This is a genomic window from Burkholderia sp. BCC0397 (assembly GCF_902832865.1).
Taxonomy (GTDB): domain Bacteria; phylum Pseudomonadota; class Gammaproteobacteria; order Burkholderiales; family Burkholderiaceae; genus Burkholderia.
The window spans coordinates 699,188-723,584 of record NZ_CADFDL010000003.1 but is presented as its reverse complement, the minus strand read 5'-3'; the positions used below and the strand labels follow the sequence as shown (position 1 = coordinate 723,584).

General features: G+C 67.4%; 25 protein-coding genes. 10 read left to right on the top strand and 15 right to left on the bottom strand.

Annotated features, from left to right (window positions below):
- Positions 1-331: 331 nt before the first annotated feature.
- Positions 332-637 (bottom strand): DUF1090 family protein, encoded by a 306-nt coding sequence (locus tag HWX03_RS13425; protein WP_175871544.1) that lies wholly within the window; start codon positions 635-637, stop codon positions 332-334.
- 310 nt (positions 638-947) lie between these two features.
- Here HWX03_RS13425 and rplM point away from each other — a divergent pair, with 310 nt between their 5' ends.
- From rplM to erpA, 3 genes are all read left to right on the top strand, one after another.
- A complete protein-coding gene (gene rplM, locus HWX03_RS13420; protein ID WP_041490553.1) occupies positions 948-1,376 on the top strand; it encodes a 50S ribosomal protein L13 in 429 nt (142 codons plus the stop codon).
- 10 nt (positions 1,377-1,386) lie between these two features.
- A complete protein-coding gene (rpsI, locus tag HWX03_RS13415) occupies positions 1,387-1,779 on the top strand; it encodes a 30S ribosomal protein S9 (protein WP_174386066.1) in 393 nt (130 codons plus the stop codon).
- 217 nt (positions 1,780-1,996) lie between these two features.
- Complete coding sequence (gene erpA / locus HWX03_RS13410; protein WP_006759918.1) at positions 1,997-2,368, top strand: iron-sulfur cluster insertion protein ErpA; 372 nt, start codon at positions 1,997-1,999, stop codon at positions 2,366-2,368.
- 107 nt (positions 2,369-2,475) lie between these two features.
- Here the strand turns inward: erpA and HWX03_RS13405 are convergent, their stop codons facing one another.
- On the bottom strand, positions 2,476-3,624 hold the full coding sequence (locus HWX03_RS13405) for an anhydro-N-acetylmuramic acid kinase (protein ID WP_175871543.1): 1,149 nt from the start codon (positions 3,622-3,624) through the stop codon (positions 2,476-2,478).
- A 142-nt stretch (positions 3,625-3,766) separates the two neighbouring features.
- Between HWX03_RS13405 and tyrS the strand changes: the two genes are divergently transcribed.
- The 3 genes from tyrS to HWX03_RS13390 are packed head-to-tail and all read left to right on the top strand — an operon-like array spanning position 3,767 to position 6,152.
- A complete protein-coding gene (gene tyrS / locus HWX03_RS13400; protein WP_175871542.1) occupies positions 3,767-5,008 on the top strand; it encodes a tyrosine--tRNA ligase in 1,242 nt (413 codons plus the stop codon).
- A complete protein-coding gene (gene dtd / locus HWX03_RS13395; RefSeq protein ID WP_011544595.1) occupies positions 5,005-5,463 on the top strand; it encodes a D-aminoacyl-tRNA deacylase in 459 nt (152 codons plus the stop codon). The genes tyrS and dtd overlap by 4 nt, the downstream gene beginning before the upstream one ends.
- 23 nt (positions 5,464-5,486) lie before the next feature.
- On the top strand, positions 5,487-6,152 hold the full coding sequence (locus tag HWX03_RS13390) for a histidine phosphatase family protein (RefSeq protein ID WP_175871541.1): 666 nt from the start codon (positions 5,487-5,489) through the stop codon (positions 6,150-6,152).
- A 58-nt stretch (positions 6,153-6,210) separates the two neighbouring features.
- On the opposite strand, the gene HWX03_RS13385 is transcribed toward HWX03_RS13390, so the two are convergent.
- From HWX03_RS13385 to HWX03_RS13340, 10 genes are all read right to left on the bottom strand, one after another.
- Positions 6,211-7,338, bottom strand: coding sequence for a ParB/Srx family N-terminal domain-containing protein (locus tag HWX03_RS13385; RefSeq protein WP_175871624.1), 1,128 nt, complete (start codon positions 7,336-7,338; stop codon positions 6,211-6,213).
- A 151-nt stretch (positions 7,339-7,489) separates the two neighbouring features.
- Positions 7,490-8,443, bottom strand: coding sequence for an oxygenase MpaB family protein (locus tag HWX03_RS13380; protein ID WP_175871540.1), 954 nt, complete (start codon positions 8,441-8,443; stop codon positions 7,490-7,492).
- Positions 8,444-8,467: 24 nt separating this feature from the next.
- Complete coding sequence (gene ruvB, locus HWX03_RS13375; protein ID WP_174429902.1) at positions 8,468-9,541, bottom strand: Holliday junction branch migration DNA helicase RuvB; 1,074 nt, start codon at positions 9,539-9,541, stop codon at positions 8,468-8,470.
- Positions 9,542-9,649: 108 nt separating this feature from the next.
- On the bottom strand, positions 9,650-10,231 hold the full coding sequence (gene ruvA, locus HWX03_RS13370) for a Holliday junction branch migration protein RuvA (protein ID WP_175871539.1): 582 nt from the start codon (positions 10,229-10,231) through the stop codon (positions 9,650-9,652).
- A gap of 192 nt (positions 10,232-10,423) precedes the next feature.
- Complete coding sequence (gene ruvC, locus HWX03_RS13365) at positions 10,424-10,966, bottom strand: crossover junction endodeoxyribonuclease RuvC (RefSeq protein ID WP_027813218.1); 543 nt, start codon at positions 10,964-10,966, stop codon at positions 10,424-10,426.
- A gap of 154 nt (positions 10,967-11,120) precedes the next feature.
- A complete protein-coding gene (gene purH / locus HWX03_RS13360; RefSeq protein WP_175871538.1) occupies positions 11,121-12,686 on the bottom strand; it encodes a bifunctional phosphoribosylaminoimidazolecarboxamide formyltransferase/IMP cyclohydrolase in 1,566 nt (521 codons plus the stop codon).
- Between the two features lie 44 nt (positions 12,687-12,730).
- Positions 12,731-12,964 (bottom strand): Fis family transcriptional regulator, encoded by a 234-nt coding sequence (locus HWX03_RS13355; RefSeq protein ID WP_006476892.1) that lies wholly within the window; start codon positions 12,962-12,964, stop codon positions 12,731-12,733.
- Positions 12,961-14,028 (bottom strand): tRNA dihydrouridine synthase DusB, encoded by a 1,068-nt coding sequence (dusB, locus tag HWX03_RS13350; protein ID WP_174386055.1) that lies wholly within the window; start codon positions 14,026-14,028, stop codon positions 12,961-12,963. Before dusB ends, HWX03_RS13355 begins: the two co-directional genes overlap by 4 nt.
- A 138-nt stretch (positions 14,029-14,166) precedes the next feature.
- Positions 14,167-15,354 (bottom strand): UbiH/UbiF/VisC/COQ6 family ubiquinone biosynthesis hydroxylase, encoded by a 1,188-nt coding sequence (locus HWX03_RS13345; protein WP_175871537.1) that lies wholly within the window; start codon positions 15,352-15,354, stop codon positions 14,167-14,169.
- Between the two features lie 37 nt (positions 15,355-15,391).
- The gene (locus HWX03_RS13340) at positions 15,392-16,777 is read right to left on the bottom strand and encodes an aminopeptidase P N-terminal domain-containing protein (protein ID WP_175871536.1); all 1,386 of its coding nucleotides are present in this window, start codon (positions 16,775-16,777) and stop codon (positions 15,392-15,394) included.
- Positions 16,778-16,962: 185 nt separating this feature from the next.
- Here HWX03_RS13340 and HWX03_RS13335 point away from each other — a divergent pair, with 185 nt between their 5' ends.
- A complete protein-coding gene (locus HWX03_RS13335; RefSeq protein ID WP_174429898.1) occupies positions 16,963-17,577 on the top strand; it encodes a glutathione S-transferase C-terminal domain-containing protein in 615 nt (204 codons plus the stop codon).
- Between the two features lie 106 nt (positions 17,578-17,683).
- Here the strand turns inward: HWX03_RS13335 and HWX03_RS13330 are convergent, their stop codons facing one another.
- The 3 genes from HWX03_RS13330 to HWX03_RS13320 all read right to left on the bottom strand — a co-directional run bounded on the left by HWX03_RS13330 (position 17,684) and on the right by HWX03_RS13320 (position 21,133).
- A complete protein-coding gene (locus tag HWX03_RS13330) occupies positions 17,684-19,303 on the bottom strand; it encodes an FMN-binding glutamate synthase family protein (RefSeq protein WP_174429897.1) in 1,620 nt (539 codons plus the stop codon).
- Positions 19,304-19,421: 118 nt separating this feature from the next.
- Positions 19,422-20,627 carry a tRNA 2-thiouridine(34) synthase MnmA gene (gene mnmA, locus HWX03_RS13325; RefSeq protein WP_175871535.1) on the bottom strand — a complete coding sequence of 402 codons (1,206 nt, stop codon included), beginning with the start codon at positions 20,625-20,627 and terminating at the stop codon, positions 19,422-19,424.
- Positions 20,624-21,133 (bottom strand): NUDIX hydrolase, encoded by a 510-nt coding sequence (locus HWX03_RS13320; RefSeq protein ID WP_059501004.1) that lies wholly within the window; start codon positions 21,131-21,133, stop codon positions 20,624-20,626. The genes mnmA and HWX03_RS13320 overlap by 4 nt, the downstream gene beginning before the upstream one ends.
- A 305-nt stretch (positions 21,134-21,438) precedes the next feature.
- On the opposite strand from HWX03_RS13320, the gene HWX03_RS13315 reads away from it, so the two are divergent.
- From HWX03_RS13315 to HWX03_RS13305, 3 genes are read left to right on the top strand one after another with little or no spacing between them, the layout of a single operon-like run.
- On the top strand, positions 21,439-22,578 hold the full coding sequence (locus HWX03_RS13315) for a Re/Si-specific NAD(P)(+) transhydrogenase subunit alpha (RefSeq protein ID WP_175871534.1): 1,140 nt from the start codon (positions 21,439-21,441) through the stop codon (positions 22,576-22,578).
- An 11-nt stretch (positions 22,579-22,589) separates the two neighbouring features.
- Positions 22,590-22,916 carry an NAD(P) transhydrogenase subunit alpha gene (locus tag HWX03_RS13310; protein WP_006476884.1) on the top strand — a complete coding sequence of 109 codons (327 nt, stop codon included), beginning with the start codon at positions 22,590-22,592 and terminating at the stop codon, positions 22,914-22,916.
- Positions 22,913-24,367 (top strand): NAD(P)(+) transhydrogenase (Re/Si-specific) subunit beta, encoded by a 1,455-nt coding sequence (locus HWX03_RS13305; RefSeq protein ID WP_175871533.1) that lies wholly within the window; start codon positions 22,913-22,915, stop codon positions 24,365-24,367. Before HWX03_RS13310 ends, HWX03_RS13305 begins: the two co-directional genes overlap by 4 nt.
- Positions 24,368-24,397: the final 30 nt, after the last annotated feature.

Genomic DNA, 24,397 nt, shown 5'->3' with positions numbered 1-24,397 from the left:
GGCGATTTCCCGGTTGAATTTAGGGGTTTTGCTCTAGGCGAGGGCGGTTTTAGGTCGTGTCCGATACGATTATGTAATTGATTTTAAAAGGAAAGTGATTCTCGGAAGTTTGCCGGCTGCAATCTCATATCGTGGGATTTGATTTCGCAATGCAAATTTTCTTGTGAAGTCCGCAGGGCATTCGTATAATGAGCCTCATTGGTTGTCGCGCTGCGGCAACCTCCGAATGTCTCCTCCACCCTCCTCCTAAGGTGGATTAAGCCCGAACCAGCCGTTCGGGCTTTTTTTCGTCCCATGCAAACATCGGCGCGCGGCTTGCGCGCGCCGGCAGTCACGCGGGCTGTCGCGCTGCCGGCTGCGAGGTCGCGTCGGGCGGCGTGCCGCGCGAGCCGGCATCGGGCGTCGGCGCGTAGGCGGCCGACGCGTGGCCGTGGCCGCGCGCGCAGAAGTGGCGGACGCGTTCGCGCACCGCGCGCAGGCGCGCGATGCGGTCTTCGGCACGGGCGGTCCGGGCTTCGGCGATGCGCGCGTCGAGTGCGTCGAGCTTGGCTTCGCAGCCGGAGCGGGCGGCGACGGCGGGCGCCGCGGCGGCCAGCAGCGCGGCCGCGAGGAAGGGCGTAAGTCGTTGTTTCATCATGCTAGTTTGTTGTTTTTCGGGTTCGGCCGGTCGGGCGCGGCAAGGTCATGTGCCGCGCGTCGATGGGTGCCTCCCCAGGCGCTCGGTTCGCCTGGCTGGTGGGGCACGACCGGATTTTGGCCCATTTCGGCCGCCGCGAACACGGGGCGTGGATTCTCTTTGACCACGCAACCGTATTTCCTTTATAATTCAGGGCTTTTCCGCATTCATGCCCACGGAAAAAGAACAGGGAGAGCCTGCACCGCGCCTCGAAGCGCACACAGACAAGCAGGACGAACACATCGGGCAAAGCATTTTTTTTGGATCGATCATGAAGACGTTTTCCGCAAAAGCCCATGAGGTGACGCGCGAATGGTACGTGATTGACGCGACGGATAAGGTTCTCGGCCGTGTTGCCAGCGAAGTGGCACGCCGTCTGCGCGGCAAGCACAAGCCTGAGTTCACCCCGCACGTCGACACCGGTGATTTCATCATCATCGTCAACGCGAGCAAGTTGAAGGTCACGGGCAACAAGACGCTGGACAAGAAGTACTACCGTCACTCGGGCTACCCGGGCGGTATCTATGAAACGACGTTCGGCAAGATGCAGGAACGCTTCCCGGGCCGCGCGCTCGAGAAGGCGGTCAAGGGCATGCTGCCGAAGGGCCCGCTCGGCTACGCGATGATCAAGAAGCTGAAGGTCTACGCAGAAGCGACGCATCCGCATTCGGCTCAACAGCCGAAGGCGCTCGAGATCTAAGGGGACCCACATGATCGGTAACTGGAACTACGGTACGGGCCGCCGCAAGAGCGCAGTCGCACGTGTCTTCATCAAGGCTGGCAAGGGCGACATCATCGTCAACGGCAAGCCCATCGCTGACTACTTCTCGCGCGAAACGTCGCTGATGATCGTGCGTCAACCGCTGGAACTCACGAACCACGGCCAGACGTTCGACATCAAGGTGAACGTCAACGGCGGCGGCGAAACGGGTCAGGCAGGCGCAGTGCGCCACGGCATCACCCGTGCACTGATCGACTACGATGCGACGCTGAAGCCGTCGCTGTCGACCGCAGGCTTCGTCACGCGCGATGCGCGTGAAGTCGAGCGTAAGAAGGTCGGTCTGCGCAAGGCACGCCGCGCAAAGCAGTTCTCGAAGCGTTAATTTCGCTTCATGGCCTCGCCGCTTTCGGGCGGCGTCCGCCGAAAAAACCGCCAGCTTTCATGCTGGCGGTTTTTTTATGGCCGCTTCCGGGCCGCTGCGGCGCCCGCCCGCGCGGGCGCCCTTGATGAAATCGACAAGAACCTATTGATTTCATGGACATCAGCACGATCTTCTGATCGGCCCTACAATAGCGGCTAAAGCTTTTTGGAGAGTTCGAATGAACGCTGTTACCGAATCCGCAGCAACGACGACCGATATGCCGCTGCCGTTCGTCTTCACCGACGCCGCGGCCGACAAGGTCAAGCAATTGATCGACGAAGAGGGCAATCCCGACCTGAAGCTGCGCGTGTTCGTGCAGGGTGGCGGCTGCTCCGGCTTCCAGTATGGCTTCACGTTCGACGAGGAAGTCAACGAGGACGACACCGTGATGAACAAGAACGGCGTCCAGCTCCTGATCGACTCGATGAGCTACCAGTACCTGGTCGGCGCCGAGATCGACTACAAGGACGACCTCAACGGCGCCCAGTTCGTGATCAAGAACCCGAACGCGACCACCACCTGCGGGTGTGGTTCGTCGTTCTCGGTCTGAGCGCACGCCAGATCCGCGCCGGCTCGCCGGAATAAAAAAACGGGGCTTCATGCCCCGTTTTTCATGCGCGCTCGCCTTGCAGCGCCCGCCGCGCGGCGGGTATCGCCTCAGCGCGGATAGAGCGCACCGAGCACGCGCTCGCCGGCGGCACCCGTCACGCTCGCGAGATTGCCGGGCTGGCGCGCGGTGAAGCGGTACGCGAGCCACGCGAACGCGAGCGCTTCGACCTGCTGCGGCGGCACGCCGAGCGCGGCCGTCGTATCGACGGTGGCCGGCACGCCGGCCTCGCGCAGCGCGTGCCGGAGCGCGTCGAGCAGCACCGGATTGCGTGCGCCGCCGCCGCATACGAAGACGGCCTTGCAGCCGGGTGCGTGCTGCGCGATTTCGCGCGCCACCGACACGGCGGTGAGCGCGGTGAGCGTCGCCTGCACGTCCTCCGGCGCAACCTGCGGGAACGCGGCGAGCTTCGCATCGAGCCATGCGGGATTGAACAGGTCGCGTCCGGTGCTTTTCGGCGGCGGCGCGGTGAAATACGGTTCGTCGAGCAGCGCGTCGAGCAGCGGCGCGTGGACGCTGCCGCGTGCGGCGAACTTGCCGCCGTCGTCGTACGGCTTGCCCAGATGGCGGGTCGCCCACGCGTCGATCAGTGCATTCGCGGGGCCGCAGTCGAAGCCGCGCACGTCGCCGCCCGCATCGGGCAGGATCGTGATGTTGCTGATCCCGCCGAGATTGCAGACGACGCGCGTTTCGCCCGGCGCGCCGAACACCGTCGCATGGAAGGCTGGCGCGAGCGGCGCGCCGTGGCCGCCGGCGGCCACATCGCGGCTGCGGAAATCGGCGATCACGTCGACCTGGGTCAATTCGGCGAGCAGCGCCGGATTGTTGAGCTGGCGCGTATAGCCGCGCTCGGGCCGATGGCGCACCGTCTGGCCGTGCACCCCGATCGCGCGGATCTCGTCGCGCGACAGCCCGGCCGTGCGCTGCAATTCATGGCAGCACACCGCATAGCGCGTGACGAGCGCATTCGCTGCGAGCGATTCGCGGTCGATCTCGTTGTCGCCGGGCTGCTGCAGCGCGAACAGCGCGTCGCGCAGCGATTGTGCGAAGCCGACGAACGCTTCCGCGAGCACGGCCGGCGCGCGGCCGGCCTCGAAACGCACGGCGACGCCGTCGACGCCGTCCATGCTGGTTCCCGACATCAGCCCGAAGTAGATGCCGTCTGCCGGATGGGCATGCTGCGGCTGTCGTTGCGGCACGTTGGGTTCTCCTGGATCGTGCGGCGCGGGCCGGTGCCGCGCGCCTTGCGCCCGATTATCCGCGCAACGTGACGCGTCGTTAAGCGATGCGCGCGCAAGTTATGGGAAAATCCCTGTTTTTGCGACATTCTTCCTGGCACCGATGAGCACCGAACCCAGTTCCAAGCCCGTTTTCCCGATCACCGACGAAGTCCGGCATGCGCTCGCCGTCACGAAGCGCGGCGTCGACGAGCTGCTGATCGAGGAAGAGTTCGCGCAGAAGCTCGCGCGCAGCGCAGCCACGGGCACGCCGCTGCGCATCAAGCTCGGCCTCGACCCGACCGCACCGGACATCCACATCGGCCATACGGTCGTGCTGAACAAGATGCGCCAGTTGCAGGACCTCGGCCACACGGTGATCTTCCTGATCGGCGATTTCACGTCGCTGATCGGCGACCCGTCGGGCCGCAACGCGACGCGTCCGCCGCTCACGCGCGAGCAGATCGAATCGAACGCGAAGACCTACTTCGAGCAGGCCGCACTCGTGCTCGATCGCGACAAGACCGAGATCCGCTACAACAGCGAATGGTCGATGCCGCTCGGCGCGGACGGGATGATCAAGCTCGCGTCGCGCTACACGGTCGCGCGGATCCTCGAGCGCGAGGATTTCACGAAGCGCTTCCAGGGCGGCGTGCCGATCTCGATCCACGAATTCCTGTACCCGCTGATGCAGGGCTACGATTCGGTCGCGCTGAACGCCGATCTCGAACTCGGCGGCACCGACCAGAAGTTCAACCTGCTGGTCGGCCGCGAACTGCAGAAGCAGTACGGCCAGGAACAGCAGTGCATCCTGACGATGCCGCTGCTCGAAGGCCTCGACGGCGTCGAGAAGATGTCGAAGTCGAAGGGCAACTACGTCGGCATCAGCGAGAAGCCGACCGACATGTTCGGCAAGCTTATGAGCATCTCGGACACGCTGATGTGGCGTTACTTCGAGCTGCTGTCGTTCCGCGGCCTCGACGAGATCGCCGGCTTCAAGCGCGAGGCCGAAGGCGGCCGCAACCCGCGCGACTTCAAGGTGCTGCTCGCGCAGGAAATCGTCGCGCGGTTCCACTCGCAGCCCGACGCCGAGCGTGCGCTCGAGGACTTCAACCACCGCGCGAAGGGCGGCGTGCCGGACGACATTCCGTCGGTCACGCTGGCCGGCGCGCCGCTGGCGATCGGTCAGTTGCTGAAGCAGGCCGGCCTCGTGCCGTCGACGAGCGAAGCGCTGCGCAACATCGAGCAGGGCGGCGTGAAGATCGACGGCGCGACCGTGTCCGACAAGGGCCTGAAGGTCGAGGCCGGCGAGTTCGTCGTACAGGTCGGCAAGCGCCGCTTCGCGCGCGTCACGCTGACTGCATGATCGCGCTGATCCAGCGCGTGACGCGCGCCGACGTGCGCGTCGGCGGCCGGACGACGGGCGAGATCGGCGCGGGCCTGCTCGCGCTGGTCTGCGCGGAGCGCGGCGATACCGAGGCCGCGGCCGACAAGCTGCTCGCGAAGCTGCTCGGCTACCGCGTGTTCAGCGACGCGGCCGGCAAGATGAACCTGCCGGTGTCGAACATCGACGGCGAAGGCCGTGCAGGCGGCCTGCTGCTCGTGTCGCAGTTCACCCTCGCGGCCGATACCAACAGCGGGCTGCGTCCGAGCTTCACGCCGGCCGCGCCGCCCGACGAAGGCGCGCGGCTGTTCGACTATTTCGTCGCGGCCGCGCGGGCGCGGCACCCGATCGTCGAGACGGGCGAGTTCGGCGCCGACATGCAGGTGTCGCTCGTCAACGACGGCCCCGTGACGTTCTGGCTGCAAGTGCGGCCCTGATTCTTCCCCGGAGACGCGCCGCGATGGCCACCACGCAGATTCTTTTCATCCGCCACGGCGAGACGGCCTGGAACCGCATCAAGCGCATCCAGGGGCATATCGACATCCCGCTGGCCGACACGGGGCTCGCGCAGGCGCAGCGGCTGGCGGCGCGGCTCGAGCGAGAGGTGCGCGACGGCGCGCGGCTCGACGCGGTGTATTCGAGCGACCTGATGCGCGCGCAACAGACCGCACAACCCTTTGCCGATGCGCTCGGGCTGCCGCTGCTGCTGCGCGAAGGGTTGCGCGAACGTTCGTACGGCGCGTTCCAGGGGCACGACAGCACCGAGATCGAGGCGCTGTTTCCGGACGCGTATGCGGCGTGGCAGACGCGCGATCCGGGGTTCGCGCCGGAGGGCGGCGAGTCGCAGCGGGAGTTTTATCACCGCGTGCTGCATGCGCTCGAACCGATCGTCGCCGCGCATCCGGGCGGCCGGATCGCGTGCGTCGCGCACGGCGGCGTGCTCGATTGCGTGTATCGCTTCGCGAACGGGATCGAGCTGTCGGCGCCGCGCAACTATCAGCTGCTCAACACCAGCATCAACGTCGTCGATTACGTGGATGGCCGCGCGCAGGTCGTGCAGTGGGCCGACGTGTCGCATCTCGAAGCCGCGAGCGACGATGACGACGGGTACCGCAAGGTGCTCTGAGCATGCCAACCCCGTCCGGCATGGCCAGCCCGGGGTTCGCTTTCTTCCGGTGTGACGCTTACTGCGGCAGCCCGTGGCGCGTCTTGTAGTCGAGCGCGTACGCGATCTTGCCGGGCTTGTCGGCCGTGATCGGCTGGCGCAGCTTGTCGAATTCCCCCTTGCTGTATTTCTTCCCGCCGTTGATCGCATCGGCGCGCCCGAGGTCGGCGCCCGTCTTGCCGTCGATCACGGGGTCCGTGGCCGCGACCATCCGCGTCGACGCATTCCAGACCGCATTCAGGTAGCCCGTGTCGGCCTTCGCCGGATCGGGATCGGTCGTGCCGGGCCGCGTCAGGTCATAGCCGGCCAGCGCGAACGTGCCCGGCTGCACGCGCAGCCAGTCGGCCCAGTAGAACTCGAGGTAGTCGGTCGCTTGTGCGGGTTTGCTGTAGCCGATGTCGCGCGTGAAATAGACGAGCGAGCGGTAGCGGTCGTTCGTCATCCCGAGCGTCAAGCCGAGGCCGGTCGGCAGTTGCGCGGTCGTGATCGGCTTGCCTTCGCCGTTCTTCAGGCGCAGATAACCGCGGCCTTGCATCTGCTGCCAGAACGCGTCGCCCGAGTAGCCGCTGAGGTTGTCCTTGACGACGACGTGCACGTGCAGCGCCGGGCCGCCGTCGGGCGTCTCGTAATAGGTCGACAACCCGTGGTGGCCGTCGGTCAGGTACAGCGCATCGCCGTTCGGGCCGATCACGACGGGGTTCAGCACCGAGCGGTCGCGGGCGTTCGTGTCGGCCGTCGCGCACGTGTAGCTCGCCGGCTCGCGCAGCGACGATTGGGCCGTGTAGCCGCTCGATGCGACGCCGCCGAGGCCTTCGTCCGCGCAGAAGTCGTCGAACTTCTTGTCGGGCTGCAGTTCGTAGCGGCCGAGCTTGTAGTAGATCTGGTCGTAGCCGATCGCACCCTGCGTCGGATGGAGATCGCCTAGCGTCACGTCGATCAGGTCGCCGGCGCGGGCGGCCTTCCACTTGCCCGGTTGCGGCGTGGTGGTGGCGGGCGGTGTGGGAGCCGGCGTCGTCGTCGTGCCGCCGGACGGCGGTTGCGCGTCCGTGCGCGCGACGGCGGCGACCTCGTCGCCTCCGCACGCGGCGAGAGCGAAGACGGTGGACAGGCTGGCGGCAAGGGCGAAACGGATCGGCAGGCGTGGCATCGCGGGCATCGGGTGTCGGTCGGGTGGCAGGACACCGCGCGGGTCACGGGCATGCGTGACGAGCAGGACGTGCGACCGTGCGCGGGTGCAAGCCCGTCAGCTTGTCACAGGTATTTGACAGCAAATTGAAATGATCCGAAGAAACGGATCGTCAGGCAGGCGGGGTGCCGTCGGACGGGGGGGCCGTCGCGCGGCGGCGCGCACGCTTCGACGCGCCGTTCACGAGCGCCCAGCGCAGCACGGGCGCGATGGCGCGTATGCCGGGCCGGACCAGCGCGCGCCGTAACGGCGCGAACGTCGACACGCCGAGCATGCGCTGCGCCCACGGCGGCAGCAGGTCGATCCCGGCATGCATCACCAGCGACGCGGCAGGCCGCAGCGCGGGCTTCGCGACCGGCACGTTCAGCAGGATGGACATCACGTCGAACGTACGCGGCCCGGCTTCGAGTTCGGGCAGCATGCGCGCGAGATAGGCCGCCACCTCGGCGCGCGAACGCGGAATTTCTCGGGCGCCGAGCAGCTCGGCGATCAGCGCCGTCTCCGCGTAATAGCGGTCCTGCAACTCGCCCGACAACGCGGGATTCACGTAACGCATATGCGCGGCGAGGAAGCTCGACACTTCCGCGACATGCACCCAGGTCAGCAACGCGGGATCGTCGGCGCGGTACGACCGGCCGTCCGGCGCGCTGCCCGAGATGCGTGCGTGGATCGTTTTCACGCGCTCGATCAGCGCGAGCGCATCCGCGCGGCTGCCGAACGTCGTACCCGTGATGAACGTGGCGGTGCGCCGCAAGCGGCCGAAGATGTCGGTGCGGAACGACGAATGATCCCAGACGCCCGCGAGCGCGAGCGGGTGGAGCGCCTGCAGCAGCAGCGCGGCGATGCCGCCCGTCATCATCGACGTGAAATCGGCATGCACTCGCCAGCAGACGGCGTTGGGGCCGAACAGCCCCGGGTCTCCAGGCGGTGACGAGAGATCGATCGACGGGCCGCCGCCGCCGGCCGTCAGGTGCGTGATGCCGGCCACGAGCCGCTTGCGGATCGGCTCGGCCCAGCGCGGGCTCGGCACGGGTGCGGTGGGGTGGCGGCTGGGCGGCGTCGTCATGGCAGGTGCGGCTCGGGCGACGGATTACTTCCCGTCGGGGGTATCCCACTCGTCGCGCTCGGGGGTGCGGCGCGCATCGGGCACCGAAAGCCCGAAGTGGCGATACGTGAGCAGCGTCGCGACGCGGCCGCGCGGCGTGCGCTGCAGGAAGCCCTGCTGGATCAGGTACGGTTCGAGCACGTCCTCGATCGTGTCGCGCTCCTCGCCGATCGCTGCCGCGAGGTTGTCGATGCCGACCGGGCCGCCGTCGAACTTGTACAGGATCGCTTCGAGCAGCTTGCGGTCCATCAGGTCGAAGCCGACCGGATCGACGTCGAGCATCGCGAGCGCGGCATCGGCGACGGCCGCGGTGATCTGGCCGTCGGCCTTCACTTCCGCGAAGTCGCGCACGCGGCGCAGCAGCCGGTTCGCGATTCGCGGCGTGCCGCGCGCGCGCTTCGCGATTTCCAGCGCGCCGTTCGGATCGATCTGCGCGTTCAGCAGCGACGCCGAGCGCCGCACGATGCGCGACAGTTGATCGGCGTCGTAGAACTCGAGGCGCGCGACGATCCCGAAGCGATCGCGCAGCGGGTTGGTCAGCATCCCCGCGCGGGTGGTCGCGCCGACCAGCGTGAACGGCTGCAGGTCGAGCTTCACGCTGCGCGCGGCCGGGCCTTCGCCGATCATGATGTCGATCTGGTAATCCTCGAGCGCCGGATACAGGATTTCCTCGACGACCGGCGACAGCCGGTGAATCTCGTCGATGAACAGCACGTCGTTCGCTTCGAGGTTCGTCAGCAGCGCGGCGAGATCGCCGGCGCGCTCGAGCACGGGGCCCGACGTCTGACGCAGGTTCACGCCCATCTCGCGCGCGATGATGTGCGCGAGCGTCGTCTTGCCGAGACCCGGCGGCCCGAACAGCAGCACGTGATCGAGCGGCTCAGCGCGGCGCTTCGCGGCTTCGATGAAGATCTCGAGCTGGCCGCGCACCTTTTCCTGGCCGACGTAGTCGTCGAGCTGGCGCGGCCGCAACGCACGTTCGAACACCTCCTCGTGCGACGAGGTGGGCGTGGCGGCGATGATCCGCTGCTCGGTGGCGAGTTTGTCGGTTTCAATCATGCGGCCATTGTACCGCGCGACGAAGCCCGGACCACCTGGCCGAACGGCCGACTGGCGCGTGCCGCGCGGCGGCGCGACACTGGCTTCGACGGCCGGATCGACCGCGCGTTACGCCTTCGACAGCGCCTTCAGCGCGAGCTTGATGCCTTCGGACACGCCGGTGCCGGCCGGCACGTTCTTGATCGCGGCAAGGCCTTCCTTCTCGGAGTAGCCGAGCGCCAGCAGCGCGTTGAGGATGTCGGTCGCGTGGTCGGACGCCGACGCGGCCCCGGCGAGCGTACCGAGGTCGGCGCCGAGCTTGCCCTTCAGTTCGAGCAGCAGGCGCTCGGCCGTCTTCTTGCCGATGCCGGGCAGGCGCGTGAGGCGGGCGGCGTCCTGCATCGTCACGGCTTGCGCGAGTTCCTGCACGCTCATGCCGGACAGCACGGCGAGCGCCATGCGCGCGCCGACGCCGGTGATCTTCAGCAGCTCGCGGAAGGTCGTGCGTTCCTGCGGCGTCAGGAAGCCGTACAGCAGGTGCGCGTCCTCGCGGACGATCTGCTGCGTGAGCAGCACGATGCGTTCGCCCGTTTGCGGCAGGTTGTAGAAGGTGCTCATCGGCACGTCGATTTCGTAGCCGACGCCGTTGCAGTCGACAAGCAGATGAGGCGGGTTCTTTTCGAGCAGGATGCCGGCGATGCGACCGATCATGGAGGACGGGATGCGAGGAAGAAAGCGCGAGTGTAGCGCACGCGCGGCGTAATGCCGATGGGTGCGTCCGTCAGGCCGAAGCAGCGCGTGTCGCCGGCGTGTCGGGTGCGGGTAAAACGATCAAGGTGGCCAACGCCAGCCAAGGCGCCAACGCAGTCGAGCCGATGCGCCGGGCCGCGGTGCGCGGCGGCGTCAGCCGACCAGCCTGCCGCGCCGCACGCGCAGCCCTTTCTGCGCGAGCGCCGGCGCGAGGCCGCCCAGCGTGCTGAGCGTGTTGCCACCGTGCGCGTGGCAGATCGCCATGCCGAGCGCGTCGGCCGCATCGGAGCCCGGCTGGCCGGACAGGTTGAGCAGCCGCGTGACCATGTCCTGCATCTGCGTCTTGGTCGCGCGGCCGTAGCCGACCACGGCCTGCTTGAGCTGCAGCGCCGTGTATTCGGCGACCGGCAGCCCGCCCGCGACGAGGCCGCAGATCGCGGCGCCGCGCGCCTGGCCGAGCAGCAGCGTCGACTGCGGGTTCACGTTGACGAACACCTTTTCGATCGCGGCCTGGTCGGGCGCGTGTTCGCGCACGATCGTCGACACACCCTGGAAGATCGTGCCGAGCCGGGTGGCCAGGTCGGCCGTCGGCGTGCGGATCACGCCGCTCGTGACATAGGCGAGCCGGTGGCCGCTGACGTCGATGACGCCGAAGCCGGTGACGCGCAGGCCGGGGTCGATGCCGAGAATTCGCATGAGTGAGGAGAATGGCGTGATGCAGCGATACTACAACGAATGGTGCGGCAAGCCGGTCGCCCGGTCGTGCGCGAAGGCGCCGCGCAATAAAAAACCCGGCGGGGGTGATGCCGCCGGGTTCTCGTGCAGCGGCCGCGTGGGCCGCATGCGGCGATCAGTGACGGAAGTGGCGCACGCCCGTCAGGATCATCGCGATGCCGTGCTCGTCGGCTGCCGCGATCACTTCGTCGTCGCGCATCGAGCCGCCCGGCTGGATCACGCAGGTCGCGCCGGCCGCCACGACGACGTCGAGGCCGTCGCGGAACGGGAAGAACGCGTCCGACGCGACGGCCGAGCCGGCCAGCGTCAGGCCCGCGTTCTGCGCCTTGATGCTCGCGATGCGCGCGGAATCGACGCGGCTCATCTGGCCGGCGCCGACGCCGAGCGTCATGCCGTTGCCGCAGAACACGATCGCGTTCGACTTCACGTATTTCGCGACGCGCCATGCGAACAGCAGGTCGTCCATTTCCTTCGCGGTCGGCTGGCGCTTCGTGACGACGCGCAGCTCGCTCGGCTGCACGTTCTTCGCGTCGAGCGACTGCACGAGCAGGCCGCCGCCTACGCGCTTGAGATCGAATGCGTTATGGCCGTCGCCGAGCGCGATCTCCAGCAGACGCACGTTCTGCTTCGCGGCGAACACCTGCTTCGCGGCGTCGGAGAACGACGGGGCGATCAGCACTTCGACGAACTGCTTCGCCACGGCTTGCGCGGCCGCTTCGTCGACTTCGCGGTTGAACGCGATGATGCCGCCGAATGCGGAGGTCGGGTCGGTCTGGAATGCCTTCGCGTACGCGTCGGCCGAGTCGTTGCCGACCGCGACGCCGCACGGGTTCGCATGCTTGATGATCACGCAGGCCGGCGCGTCGAACGTCTTCACGCATTCCCACGCCGCGTCCGAATCCGCGATGTTGTTGTACGACAGTTCCTTGCCTTGCAGCTGGCGGTAGTTCGCCAGCGCGCCGGCCGGCGTCGCGAGGTCGCGGTAGAACGCCGCGCTCTGGTGCGGGTTCTCGCCGTAGCGAAGGTCCTGCACCTTGTCGAACGCCAGGTTCAGCGTGGCCGGGTACGCGCTGCGCGATGCGTGCTGCAGCTCGTCGGTCAGGCTCGTCAGGTAGTTCGTGATCGCGCCGTCGTATTGCGCGGTGTGCGCGAACACCTTCGTCGCGAGGCGGAAGTTGGTCGGGTAGCCGACCGTGTTGCCATTCGCCTTCATTTCGTCGAGCACGACCGCGTAGTCGGCCGGATCGACGACGACCGTCACGTCGCGGTGGTTCTTCGCGGCCGAGCGCAGCATCGTCGGGCCGCCGATGTCGATGTTCTCGATCGCGTCGGCGAGCGTGCAGTCGTCCTTCGCGATCGTCGCGACGAACGGATACAGGTTCACGACCAGCAGGTCGATCGTCGGGATGCCGTGCTGTTCCAGCGCCTGCATGTGCTCGGGCAGGTCGCGGCGGGCGAGGATGCCGCCGTGCACCTTCGGGTGCAGCGTCTTCACGCGCCCATCGAGCATTTCCGGGAAGCCCGTGTAATCGGCCACTTCGGTCACGGGCAGGCCGGCGTCGGCGAGGAGTTTCGCGGTGCCGCCCGTCGACAGCAGCTTGACGCCGAGGTCGGACAGCGACTTCGCGAAGTCGACGATGCCGGTCTTGTCGGAAACGGAAATGAGCGCTTGCTTGATCATGATGGAACCACCAATAGCCAGGGAAACGGGGACGGGACGGCTGCCTACAGCAGGCCGTGCTGCTGCAGCTTCTTGCGCAGCGTATTGCGATTGATGCCGAGGTACTCCGCGGCGAGCGACTGGTTGCCGCCGGCCTGTACGAGCACGACCTCGAGCATCGGCTTTTCGACGCAGGACATCACCATTTCATAGACGTCGTGCGGATTGGAGCCGTCTAGATCCCGGAAATACACGTCCAGGCTCTCGCGGACACATTGTTCGATGTTGTGCTTGCTCATGCTGCTAACTGGTTATGGTCGTCCGACTCGCCCTGGCCGTTTTCCTCTTCGTCATCGACGTAGACGAGGTGGTCCGACAGCGCCTTTTGCGCCTCGAAGAATGCATTGACGGCAGCGAGTTGCTCGCGGGAGGAATCGAGCGTGTTCATCCTGTGCCGGAACCCGTTGGCACCGGAAAGGCCGCGAGTGTACCAGCCGATGTGCTTGCGCGCAGTACGCACGCCCGTGAATTCACCGTAGAACGCGTAGTGGTCTTCCAGGTGTTCGTTCATCACGTGCTGGATCTCGTCGATCCGCGGCGGGGGCAGCAGCTCGCCGGTTTGCAGGAAATGATCGATTTCACGGAACAGCCACGGCCGACCTTGCGCGGCACGACCGATCATCAGTGCGTCGGCGCCGGTTGCGTCGAGCACGGCCTTCGCTTTCGCCGGCGACGTGATGTCGCCGTTCGCCACCACCGGAATGCGCACGGCCGCCTTCACGGCCGCGATGGTGTCGTACTCGGCGTCGCCGCGGTACAGGTCGGCGCGCGTGCGGCCGTGCACGGTCAGCATCGAGATGCCGGCCGCTTCGGCCAGGCGCGCGACCGTGATCGCGTTCTTGTGCTCGCGGTCCCAGCCGGTGCGGATCTTCAGCGTGACGGGCACCGCATCGGGCCCCGTGCCGACCGCCGCGACGACGGCCTCGACGATCCGCTGCACGAGCGGCTCGTTTTGCAGCAGCGCGGAGCCGGCCGCGACGTTGCAGACCTTCTTCGCCGGGCAGCCCATGTTGATGTCGATGATCTGCGCGCCGTTGTCGACGTTGTAGCGGGCCGCTTCGGCCATCATCGCCGGATCGGCGCCGGCGATCTGCACCGCGATCGGCTCAACTTCGCCTTCGTGGTTCGCGCGCCGCATCGTCTTCGCGCTCTTCCACAACTGCGCGTTGGACGCGACCATCTCGGACACGGCGTAACCGGCCCCCAGCCGCTTGCACAGCTGGCGGAACGGACGGTCCGTGACCCCGGCCATCGGGGCGACGAACAGGTTGTTACGCAATACGTGAGGGCCGATAACGGGCATCGCAATGGCGCCGCCCGCGACAGGCGCGGGCAGGGGAAGGGAAGACGGAAAACGGGCATTTTACCGTATTCCCATGCCCCGCCGATTTGACCCGGTTTGCCTGGGTTTGCCCGGAGGCGCCGTATGGTGCGCCGCGCGTCAGTTGCGCTGGCCGAACATCATCTGGCGCGCGATCGCCTTCTTGAGCGGCGGCACGAACTCGAGCGCGGTGAGCGCGGCGCCGCGCAGCAGCGGAAGCGGGCCCGAGTCGATCGTAAACAGGCGCGCCAGCGTGTCGGTCGCGCCGATCGTGAAGCGCCGGTCGAGCGCGCGGCGCGCGTTGAAGGTCGCGAGTGCGGTCGCTTCGAAGCCTTGTGCGGACAGCGTGTCGACGAGCGTGTGCGCATCGCGCAGCCCGAGGTTGAGCCCCTGGCCCGCAACCGGGTGCAGCGTTTGCGCGGCATTGCCGACGATCGCGACGCGGCCGCTGACGAGCGTCGGCGCGGCGTTCAGGCCGAGCGGGAACGACGCGCGCCCGGCGATCGCGGCGAATTCGCCCATGCGTTCGCCGAACACGCCGCCGAGCTCGCGCAGGAACGCATCGTCGGGCAGTGCGGCACGTCGCGCCGCTTCGTCGGGCGTACAGCACCAGACGAGCGAGTAGTCGGCCTGGCGCGGCCCGCCGAGCGGCAGCAGCGCGAGCGGGCCCTCGTGCGTGAAGCGTTCCCACGCGACGTTCGGGCGCGGCGCCGATACCGTGACCGTGCCGACGAGCGCGGTCTGTCCGTAGTCGCGGCGATGCTTGGCCGTATCGGCCTGCTGTTCGTGGAACAGGCCGCCTTCGGCATTGATGACGATGCGCGCACGCAGCGTGCGCTCGCCTTGCGGGCCGTCGAGCGTCAGCGTGACGCCGTCGGCGTCCTGCTGCGGCGCGCGTGCGGTGGTCGACGTGAGCCAGTCGACGCGCGTGCCGCGGACCGCATTCGCGAGCGCCTGCACGATCGAGCCGTAGCGCACCACGTAGCCGAGCGCGGCGAGAGCGTGCTCGTCGCGGTCGATCAGCGTGCGGCCGAAATGGCCGCGCTGCGACACGTGGATATGTTCGATCGGCGTGGCGTCGGCGGGCCACGCGAGCGTGTCGAGCAGCACGCGGCTGCCGTGCGACACGGCGATCGCGCGCGGGTCGTTCGCGCTCGCGGCCGGTTCGCGTGCGTCGATCAGCGCGATCGACGCGTGCTGCGTCGCGCTGCGGCGCGCGAGCCAGCCGGCGAGCGCGAGCCCGACGGGGCCCGCGCCGACGATGGCGAGGTCGTAATCCGGCGTGGCCGGGGAGGAAGCGGTCGTCATCTTGATTCGTGAAACGGAGGTAACGGTCGGCGGCCGGTCATGCGTCCGTGCGCATCAGCGCCTCGATCTCGTCGGCCGCGACCGGCACGCCGCGCGTGATCAGCTCGCAGCCGTGCTCGCGCACGATCGCGTCGTCCTCGATGCGGATGCCGATGTTCCAGTACTCGGGCGGCACGTCGTCGGCCGCGCGCACATACAGGCCGGGCTCGACAGTGAGCGTCATGCCGGGCTTCAGCGTGCGCCACGGCAGCGCGCCGTTGGTGTCGCGCTCGGCGAGCCGCTCGCGGTAGTCGCCGCAGTCGTGCACGTCCATCCCGAGCCAGTGGCCCGTGCGGTGCATGTAGAAGCGCGTGTACGCGCGCTCGGCGATCACGTCGTCGACGTTCGAGAAGCGCGTCTTCGGGATGATGCCGGTGTCGAGCAGCCCCTGCGCGAGCACGCGGACGGCCGCGTCGTGCGGCGCCTCGAACGGCACGCCCGCGCGCGTCGCGTCGATCGCGGCCTGCTGCGCGGCGAGCACGATGTCGTACAGCGTGCGCTGCGCAGGCGAGAAGCGGCCGTTGGCCGGGAACGTGCGCGTGATGTCGGATGCATAGCCGTCGAGTTCGCAGGCGGCGTCGATCAGGATCAGGTCGCCGTCCCGCGCGGCCGCGTTGCCGGCCGGGTAGTGCAGCACGCACGCATTCGCGCCGGCCGCGACGATCGAACCGTACGCGGGCGCCTGCGCGCCGTGCTTGCGGAACAGGTACAGCAACTCGGCCTCGAGCTCGTATTCGCGGATGCCGGGGCGGCACATCTGCATCGCACGGCGGTGTGCGAGCGCGGAGATGTGCGCGGCGCGCATCATGATCGCGAGTTCGTGTTCGTCCTTCACGAGCCGCATGTCGTCGAGCAGCGGCGTGAGGTCGAGCATGGCATCCGGCGCGGCGACGCCGGTGCGGGCCTGCGCGCGCACCGCGTCGAGCCAGCCGGCGAGCTGGCGCTCGAAGTCGGCCGATGCGCCGAACCGGTAGTGCACGGTGCCCGCATCGGCGAGCAGGCGCGGCATTTCGGTGTCGATCACGTCGACCGCGAATGCCGCGTCGAAGCCGAACGCGTCGCGCGCGGCGTCCGGCCCGTAGTGAAAGCCTTCCCAGATCTCGCGGTCGACGTTCTTGCCGCGGCAGAACAGGATCGATTCCGGCGCGCCGTGCGGCGCGGCCGCGTTCAGCACGAGCACGGCATCCGGCTCGGTGAAGCCCGTCAGGTAATGGAAGTAGCTGTCGAACCGGTACGGGTAGGCCGTATCGCGGTTGCGCAGCAGTTCCGGCGCGGTGGGGACGATGGCGACGCCGCCGCCCGCGGCACGCAGTGCGGCAAGCACGCGTTCACGGCGCTGGCGGTAGACGTCGACGGCGATGGCGGTATCGAGGGGCGCGTTCATTCGTGCGATTGTAGCGCCGCGTGACGCCGCGCGTGAGAGTGGGGCCGGAAGCCGCACCGGCCAAGGCCCGCGCGGCGGCTGTTGCAAACCATCCACAGGCCGGACGGGCGATTTTCTGCCCGGCCGCGCGGGCCGGTTATGATCGGCGACAACGTATACTCTCGGCGGTTCCCTCAAAAAGGCAGATGATGAAATTAATCGGTTCGCTCAGCAGCCCGTACGTCCGAAAGGCGCGGATCGTGCTTGCTGAAAAGAAGATCGACTACAAGCTGGAGCTCGAGAACGTGTGGGCGCCGGAGACGGATATTCATGCATCGAATCCGCTCGGCAAGGTCCCGTGCCTCGTGATGGAGGATGGTGCCGCGGTGTTCGATTCCCGCGTGATCTGCGAATACGTCGATACGCTGTCGCCGGTCGGCAAGCTGATTCCGCCGTCGGGCCGCGAGCGCGTCGAAGTGCGCTGCTGGGAAGCACTGGGCGACGGCGTGCTCGACGCGGCCGTCGCGATCCGTCTCGAACACACGATGCGGGAAGAAGCGCAGCGCAGCGCGAGCTGGATTGCACGCCAGCAGCGCAAGATCGACGACGCGCTCGTCGCGATGTCGCAGGGTCTCGGCGGCAAGACGTGGTGCGTCGGCAATCATTACACGCTCGCCGACATCGCACTCGGCTGCGCGCTCGGCTACCTCGATTTCCGGATGCCCGAGCTCGACTGGCGCGATCGCCACCCGAACCTCGACAAGTACTTCGTGAAGCTGCTGCAGCGACAGTCGTTCGCCGATACGCTGCCGCAGAACTGAGCCGCGGGCCGGCCTTCACGCATTCGGCAGACGAAAGAAAAGCGCCCCGCGGGGCGCTTTTCTTTTTGCCGCGCCGGCCGCAGCAGCAGCGGCGTGGCCGTACGAATTACTCGATCGACGCGTACACGGCTTCGCCGAGCGTGAACGAATCGCTGCGCGCGATCGGCCACCACTTGTCGTACAGCGAGAAGCCGCAGGTCTGGCCGTCGAGCAGCGCACCGGGTTTCAGGTACTTCAGCAGTTGCGACATCAGCCGCACCTCGTGCGGCGCGACCCGTTGCACGATGTGATGCGCGCGCAGCTCGGACGGATGCGCGAGGCCGGCCGCCTGCACGAGTTCCTGCAGCGCATGCAGCGTATTGCGGTGGAAGTTGTATACGCGCTCGGCCTTGTCGGGCACGACGAGTGCGCGCTGGCGCACCGGGTCCTGCGTCGCGACGCCGGTCGGGCAGCGGTCGGTGTGGCAGTGCTGCGCCTGGATGCAGCCGACCGCGAACATGAAGCCGCGCGCCGAGTTCACCCAGTCCGCGCCGATCGCGAGCGTGCGTGCGATGTCGAACGCGGTGATGATCTTGCCGCTCGCGCCGAGCTTCACGCGATCGCGCACGCCGATCCCGACGAGCGTGTTGTGCACGAGCAGCAGCCCTTCCTGCAGCGGCACGCCGACGTGGTCGGTGAATTCGAGCGGCGCCGCGCCCGTGCCACCTTCCGCGCCGTCGACGACGATGAAGTCGGGCACGATGCCCGTCTCGACCATCGCTTTCGCAATCCCGAAGAATTCCCACGGATGGCCGATGCACAGCTTGAAGCCGGTCGGCTTGCCGCCGGACAGCGTGCGCAGCCGGTCGACGAATTCGAGCAGCCCGCGCGGCGTCGAGAATTCCGAGTGCGTCGCGGGCGAGATGCAGTCCTTGCCCATCGGCACGCCGCGCGTCTCGGCGATTTCCGGCGTGATCTTCGCGGCCGGCAGCACGCCGCCGTGGCCGGGCTTCGCGCCCTGCGACAGCTTCACCTCGATCATCTTGACCTGCGGATCGGCGGCCTGTTTCGCGAACTTGTCGGGGTTGAACGTGCCGTCGTCGTTGCGGCAGCCGAAGTAGCCGGACGCGATTTCCCAGATGATGTCGCCGCCGTTCTCGCGGTGGTACTTCGACAGCGAGCCTTCGCCGGTGTCGTGCGCGAACCCGCCTTTCTTCGCGCCGAGGTTCAGCGAGCGGATCGCGTTCGCGGACAGCGAGCCGAAGCTCATCGCCGAGATGTTGAAGATCGAAATGTCGTACGGTTGCGCGCGATTCGCGCCGACGCGGATGCGGAAATCGTGGTTCGGCAGCTTCGTCGGCGCGAGCGAATGGCTGATCCATTCGTGCGCGACGGCCTTCACGTTCAGCTCGGTGCCGTACGGACGATTGTCGGCGACGTTCTTCGCGCGCTGGTAGACGAGGCTGCGCTGCGCGCGCGAGAACGGTTTTTCGTCGGTGTCGTCCTCGACGAAGTACTGGCGGATTTCAGGTCGGATGAATTCGAACAGGAAGCGGAAGTGGCCCCAGAGCGGGTAGTTCCGCAGGATCGCGTGGCGGTCCTGGTTCAGGTCGTACAGGCCGAGCGCGACGAGGGCGATGGGGATGGCGATCCACAGCCAGGAAAGGATGTGGACCGACGCGAGCGCGGCCGCTGCGACGAGCAGCAGCACGGCGCACCACATCGCGAGGTAGCGTCTTGAAAGCATGGGGACTCCGTAAGAATTCTGAAATGCCGCCATGCGTACGCTGCGAAGGCGGCGCGCCGGCCGCGGCGGAATCGTGTTCCGCCGGCGCGGCGTGCCGCAAGTCTAAACCGAATGGATGTCAGCGTGCGTCGGCGAGCGCCGGCGCGTGGCCCGCCGGTGCAACCTGACCGGGTCGGCCGGTGGCCGCGAACTCGATGATGCCGCCGCCGAGGCAGATCTCGCCGTCGTACAGCACGGCCGACTGGCCGGGCGTGACGGCCCACTGCGCATCGTCGAACGCGAGCGAGAAGCGCGCTTCGCCTGCCGGGCCGGCGGCCGCGGCGCCTATCGCGGCCCGGCCTGTCGCGGCCCGGCCGAACGCGGCCCGGCCGAACGCGCACGCCGCATCGGCCTGCCGGTAGCGTGTTTTCGCACCGCACGCGAAGCCGTCCGCCGGCGGCTCGCCGGCGACCCAGCTCACGTTGCCGGCGACGAGCTCGCGCGACAGCAGCCACGGATGATCGTGGCCCTGCACGACGTACAGCGTGTTCGACGCGATGTCCTTCGCGGCGACGAACCACGGGTCGCCGTTGCCATCCTTGCTGCCGCCGAGGCCGATGCCCTTGCGCTGGCCGAACGTGTAGAACGCGAGGCCGATGTGCTCGCCGACCACCTTGCCGTCGGGCGTCTTCATCGGGCCGGGTTTCGTCGGAAGATAGCGGTTCAGGAAATCGCGGAACGGCCGTTCGCCGATGAAGCAGATGCCGGTCGAATCCTTCTTCTTCGCATTCGGCAGCCCGATCTGCGCGGCGATCTCGCGCACCTTCGTCTTCGGGATCTCGCCGAGCGGGAACATCGTCTTCGACAGTTGGGCCTGGTTCAGCCGGTGCAGGAAGTACGACTGGTCCTTCGTATGATCGAAGGCCTTCAGCAGTTCGAAACGCCCGTCGCGCTCGCGCACGCGCGCATAGTGGCCGGTCGCGATCATTTCCGCGTCGAGCGACATCGCGTGGTCGAGGAACGCCTTGAACTTGATCTCGGCGTTGCACAGCACGTCGGGGTTCGGCGTGCGGCCGGCCGAGTATTCGCGCAGGAATTCGGCGAACACGCGGTCCTTGTATTCCGCGGCGAAGTTGACGGCTTCCACGTCGATACCGATCAGGTCGGCCACCGACACGACGTCGATCCAGTCCTGGCGCGTCGAGCAGTACTCGCCGTCGTCGTCGTCTTCCCAGTTCTTCATGAACAGGCCGACCACGTCGTAGCCCTGTTCCTTCAGCAGCCATGCGGTCACCGACGAATCGACGCCGCCCGACATGCCCACCACTACACGGCGCTTGCTCATTTGCCGACCGCCTGACGTTCGAATGCCTCGGGGCGCGGGGCGACCGAGTGCGTGTGCACGAAATCGAGCGGAATACGCCGCCCGGCGAGATAGTCGTCGACGCAGCGCATCACCGCGGGCGAACGATGGCGCTCGCTGCAGGCGCGCAGTTCGTCGGCCGTCATCCACAGCGTGCGGACGATGCCGTCGTCGAGCACATGGCCCGCGACCGGCTCGCCGGCCGTGCCGCAGAACGTGAAGCGCAGATAGGTCGCGCCGGCGCTGCCGGGGCGGTCGTAGTGCGCGAGATAGACGCCGACGAGCGCGTCGGGCGTGAACGGGTGCGCGGTTTCCTCGAGCGTTTCGCGGATCACGGCGTCGGCCAGCGTCTCGCCGGCTTCGAGATGACCGGCCGGCTGGTTGATGCGCAGGCCCGTCGAGGTTTCTTCCTCGATCACGAGAAAGCGGCCGGCGCGCTCGACGAGCGCGGCGACCGTCACATGCGGGGTCCAGATTTCGGGTTTCATGGTTCGGCATTTTACCGGTTGCGCCCGAACGCTGCCGGTCGTTCGCCGCCGGCCGCCCGTCGCCGGCCGTTCGTTAGACGATCCGACCCTCGCAGATCGTCCGTCCCGGGGATGCGAGACGGCACGGGCCAAGCTCATGTCGCATTCGAGCACGATCGTGCGGAAAGTGCTGGCGGGGCCATCGCTTTCGGTTAAAGTGCAGCGTGAAAGCCGTTGCTCGTGAGCCGGTAAGTCAGCCTGTCCGGCTCGTTGTGCAGTAAAGATTGCAAGAAAAGAAATACTGACAATGACTGGAGGAACTGACGATGCATATTGGAGTGCCTGCTGAAACGCGGGCCAACGAGGCGCGTGTGGCTGCGACGCCGGAAACCGTGAAGAAATACGCGGCGGCCGGCCATCGGGTCAGTATCGCGAAAGGGGCCGGCAGCGCAGCCAGCTATCCCGACGAAGCCTATGCGGCCGCCGGCGCCGAATTGACCGACCAGTCGGCCGCTTTTGACGCCGACCTCGTACTGAAGGTCCAGGCGCCTACCGACACCGAGCTGCCGTTGTTCAAGCGCGGCACCGTGCTGGTCGGCATGCTCGATCCGTTCAACGGCGAGCAGGCGGCGAAACTCGCCGCGGCCGGCGTGACCGGTTTCGCGCTCGAGGCCGCGCCGCGCACGACGCGTGCGCAGAGTCTCGACGTGCTGTCGTCGCAGGCGAACATCGCCGGCTACAAGGCCGTGCTGGTGGCCGCGGCGCTGTATCCGCGCTTCATGCCGATGCTGATGACGGCCGCGGGCACCGTGAAGGCGGCGCGCGTGCTGATTCTCGGCGCGGGCGTCGCGGGCCTGCAGGCGATCGCGACCGCGAAGCGGCTGGGCGCGGTGATCGAGGCGTCCGACGTGCGGCCGGCCGTGAAGGAGCAGATCGAGTCGCTCGGCGCGAAATTCCTCGACGTCCCGTTCGAAACCGACGAAGAGCGCGACGCCGCGCAGGGTGTCGGCGGCTATGCGCGCCCGATGCCGCCGTCGTGGCTCGGCCGCCAGGCCGCGCTCGTGCACGAGCGCGCGAAGCAGGCCGACATCGTGATCACCACCGCGCTGATTCCGGGGCGCCCGGCGCCGACGCTGATCTCGGTCGAAACCGCGCAGTCGATGAAGCCCGGCTCGGTGCTCGTCGACCTCGCGGCCGGCCGCGGCCCGGAATTCGATGGCAGGAAGAGCGGCAACTGCCCGCTGACGGTCGCCGACCAGGTGATCGTGCACAACGGCGTAACGATCGCCGGCTATACGAACCTCGCATCGATGGTCGCGTCGGACGCGTCGGCGCTGTATGCGCGCAACCTGCTCGACTTCATGAAGCTGATCGTCACGAAGGAAGGCGCGCTGAACATCGACCTGACCGACGACATCGTCGCCGCGACGCTGCTGTGCCGCGACGGCGAAGTCACCCGCAAATAACGGAGGAGACCATGGAAGTCATCAATCACACGGTGATCAATGTGATCATCTTCGTGCTGGCGGTGTACGTCGGCTACCACGTCGTCTGGAACGTCACGCCGGCGCTGCATACGCCGCTGATGGCCGTGACCAACGCGATCTCGGCGATCGTGATCGTCGGCGCGATGCTCGCGGCGGCGCTCACCGTCGGCGCGACCGGCAAGTTCTTCGGCACGCTCGCGGTCGCGCTCGCGGCCGTCAACGTGTTCGGCGGCTTTCTCGTGACGAGGCGAATGCTCGAGATGTTCCGCAAGAAGGAGCCCAAGCGTGTCGAGGGCGGCAAGGAGGGCGCGCGATGAGCATGAACGTCGTTACGCTGCTGTACCTCGTCGCGTCGGTGTGCTTCATCCAGGCGCTGAAGGGGTTGTCGAACCCGAAGAGCGCGCGACGCGGCAACCTGTTCGGGATGGTCGGGATGGCCATCGCGATCCTCACGACCATTGCGCTGATCGTCAAGCAGGCCGCGTGGCTCGGCGCGAACCTGCCGCTCGGCCTCGCGCTCGTGCTCGGCGCGCTGATCGTCGGCGGGGGCGTCGGGGCCTTCGTCGCCGCGCGCGTCGAGATGACGAAGATGCCGGAACTCGTCGCGGCGATGCACTCGCTGATCGGTCTCGCGGCCGTGTGCATCGCGTATGCGGTGGTGTCGGAGCCGGAAGCGTTCGGGCTCGTGCCGCAGGACGCCGTCGCGTCGAGCTTCATCCCGTACGGCAACCGCGTCGAGCTGTTCATCGGCACGTTCGTCGGCGCGATCACGTTCTCCGGTTCGGTGATCGCGTTCGGCAAGCTGTCGGGCAAGTACAAGTTCCGGCTGTTCCAGGGCGCGCCGGTCGTGTACGCAGGCCAGCACCTGATCAACCTGATGCTCGCGATCGCGATGCTCGGCTTCGGCATCCTGTTCGTCATCACGCAGGCGTGGCTGCCGTTCATCATCATGACGGCGATCGCGTTCGTGCTCGGCGTGCTGATCATCATCCCGATCGGCGGCGCGGACATGCCGGTGGTCGTGTCGATGCTGAACTCGTACTCGGGCTGGGCGGCGGCCGGCATCGGCTTCTCGCTGAACAACGCGATGCTGATCATCGCGGGTTCGCTGGTCGGCTCGTCGGGCGCGATCCTGTCGTACATCATGTGCCACGCGATGAACCGCTCGTTCTTCAACGTGATCCTCGGCGGGTTCGGCGGCGACGCGGCGGCGGGCGGTGCGGCGGGCGCGCAGGAGCAGCGGCCGGTGAAGTCGGGTTCGGCCGACGACGCGTCGTTCATGCTCGGCAACGCGGAAACGGTGGTGATCGTGCCGGGCTACGGGCTCGCCGTCGCCCGCGCGCAGCACGCGCTGAAGGAGCTGACCGACAAGCTGGTCGAGAAGGGCATCGACGTGAAGTACGCGATCCACCCGGTCGCCGGGCGGATGCCGGGCCACATGAACGTGCTGCTCGCGGAAGCGGAAGTGCCGTACGAGATCGTGCACGAGATGGAGGACATCAACGGCGAATTCGGCCAGGTGGACGTGGTGCTCGTGCTCGGCGCGAACGACGTCGTGAACCCGGCCGCGAAGACCGATCCGAAATCGCCGATCGCGGGGATGCCGATCATCGAGGCGTACAAGGCGCGCACGGTGATCGTCAACAAGCGTTCGATGGCGGCCGGCTACGCGGGCCTCGACAACGACCTGTTCTACATGGACAAGACGATGATGGTGTTCGGCGATGCGAAGAAGGTCATCGAGGACATGGTGAAGGCCGTCGACTAACGCACGACCCGACACGCGGCGGCCGCTTCG

What these genes read in the sequence shown, in the direction of transcription:
- HWX03_RS13425 (WP_175871544.1), bottom strand. Translation starts at nt 637, where the DNA reads ATGATGAAACAACGACTTACGCCCTTCCTCGCGGCCGCGCTGCTGGCC.
- rplM (WP_041490553.1), top strand. Translation starts at nt 948, where the DNA reads ATGAAGACGTTTTCCGCAAAAGCCCATGAGGTGACGCGCGAATGGTAC.
- rpsI (WP_174386066.1), top strand. Translation starts at nt 1,387, where the DNA reads ATGATCGGTAACTGGAACTACGGTACGGGCCGCCGCAAGAGCGCAGTC.
- erpA (WP_006759918.1), top strand. Translation starts at nt 1,997, where the DNA reads ATGAACGCTGTTACCGAATCCGCAGCAACGACGACCGATATGCCGCTG.
- tyrS (WP_175871542.1), top strand. Translation starts at nt 3,767, where the DNA reads ATGAGCACCGAACCCAGTTCCAAGCCCGTTTTCCCGATCACCGACGAA.
- dtd (WP_011544595.1), top strand. Translation starts at nt 5,005, where the DNA reads ATGATCGCGCTGATCCAGCGCGTGACGCGCGCCGACGTGCGCGTCGGC.
- HWX03_RS13390 (WP_175871541.1), top strand. Translation starts at nt 5,487, where the DNA reads ATGGCCACCACGCAGATTCTTTTCATCCGCCACGGCGAGACGGCCTGG.
- HWX03_RS13385 (WP_175871624.1), bottom strand. Translation starts at nt 7,338, where the DNA reads ATGCCACGCCTGCCGATCCGTTTCGCCCTTGCCGCCAGCCTGTCCACC.
- HWX03_RS13380 (WP_175871540.1), bottom strand. Translation starts at nt 8,443, where the DNA reads ATGACGACGCCGCCCAGCCGCCACCCCACCGCACCCGTGCCGAGCCCG.
- ruvB (WP_174429902.1), bottom strand. Translation starts at nt 9,541, where the DNA reads ATGATTGAAACCGACAAACTCGCCACCGAGCAGCGGATCATCGCCGCC.
- ruvA (WP_175871539.1), bottom strand. Translation starts at nt 10,231, where the DNA reads ATGATCGGTCGCATCGCCGGCATCCTGCTCGAAAAGAACCCGCCTCAT.
- ruvC (WP_027813218.1), bottom strand. Translation starts at nt 10,966, where the DNA reads ATGCGAATTCTCGGCATCGACCCCGGCCTGCGCGTCACCGGCTTCGGC.
- purH (WP_175871538.1), bottom strand. Translation starts at nt 12,686, where the DNA reads ATGATCAAGCAAGCGCTCATTTCCGTTTCCGACAAGACCGGCATCGTC.
- HWX03_RS13355 (WP_006476892.1), bottom strand. Translation starts at nt 12,964, where the DNA reads ATGAGCAAGCACAACATCGAACAATGTGTCCGCGAGAGCCTGGACGTG.
- dusB (WP_174386055.1), bottom strand. Translation starts at nt 14,028, where the DNA reads ATGCCCGTTATCGGCCCTCACGTATTGCGTAACAACCTGTTCGTCGCC.
- HWX03_RS13345 (WP_175871537.1), bottom strand. Translation starts at nt 15,354, where the DNA reads ATGACGACCGCTTCCTCCCCGGCCACGCCGGATTACGACCTCGCCATC.
- HWX03_RS13340 (WP_175871536.1), bottom strand. Translation starts at nt 16,777, where the DNA reads ATGAACGCGCCCCTCGATACCGCCATCGCCGTCGACGTCTACCGCCAG.
- HWX03_RS13335 (WP_174429898.1), top strand. Translation starts at nt 16,963, where the DNA reads ATGATGAAATTAATCGGTTCGCTCAGCAGCCCGTACGTCCGAAAGGCG.
- HWX03_RS13330 (WP_174429897.1), bottom strand. Translation starts at nt 19,303, where the DNA reads ATGCTTTCAAGACGCTACCTCGCGATGTGGTGCGCCGTGCTGCTGCTC.
- mnmA (WP_175871535.1), bottom strand. Translation starts at nt 20,627, where the DNA reads ATGAGCAAGCGCCGTGTAGTGGTGGGCATGTCGGGCGGCGTCGATTCG.
- HWX03_RS13320 (WP_059501004.1), bottom strand. Translation starts at nt 21,133, where the DNA reads ATGAAACCCGAAATCTGGACCCCGCATGTGACGGTCGCCGCGCTCGTC.
- HWX03_RS13315 (WP_175871534.1), top strand. Translation starts at nt 21,439, where the DNA reads ATGCATATTGGAGTGCCTGCTGAAACGCGGGCCAACGAGGCGCGTGTG.
- HWX03_RS13310 (WP_006476884.1), top strand. Translation starts at nt 22,590, where the DNA reads ATGGAAGTCATCAATCACACGGTGATCAATGTGATCATCTTCGTGCTG.
- HWX03_RS13305 (WP_175871533.1), top strand. Translation starts at nt 22,913, where the DNA reads ATGAGCATGAACGTCGTTACGCTGCTGTACCTCGTCGCGTCGGTGTGC.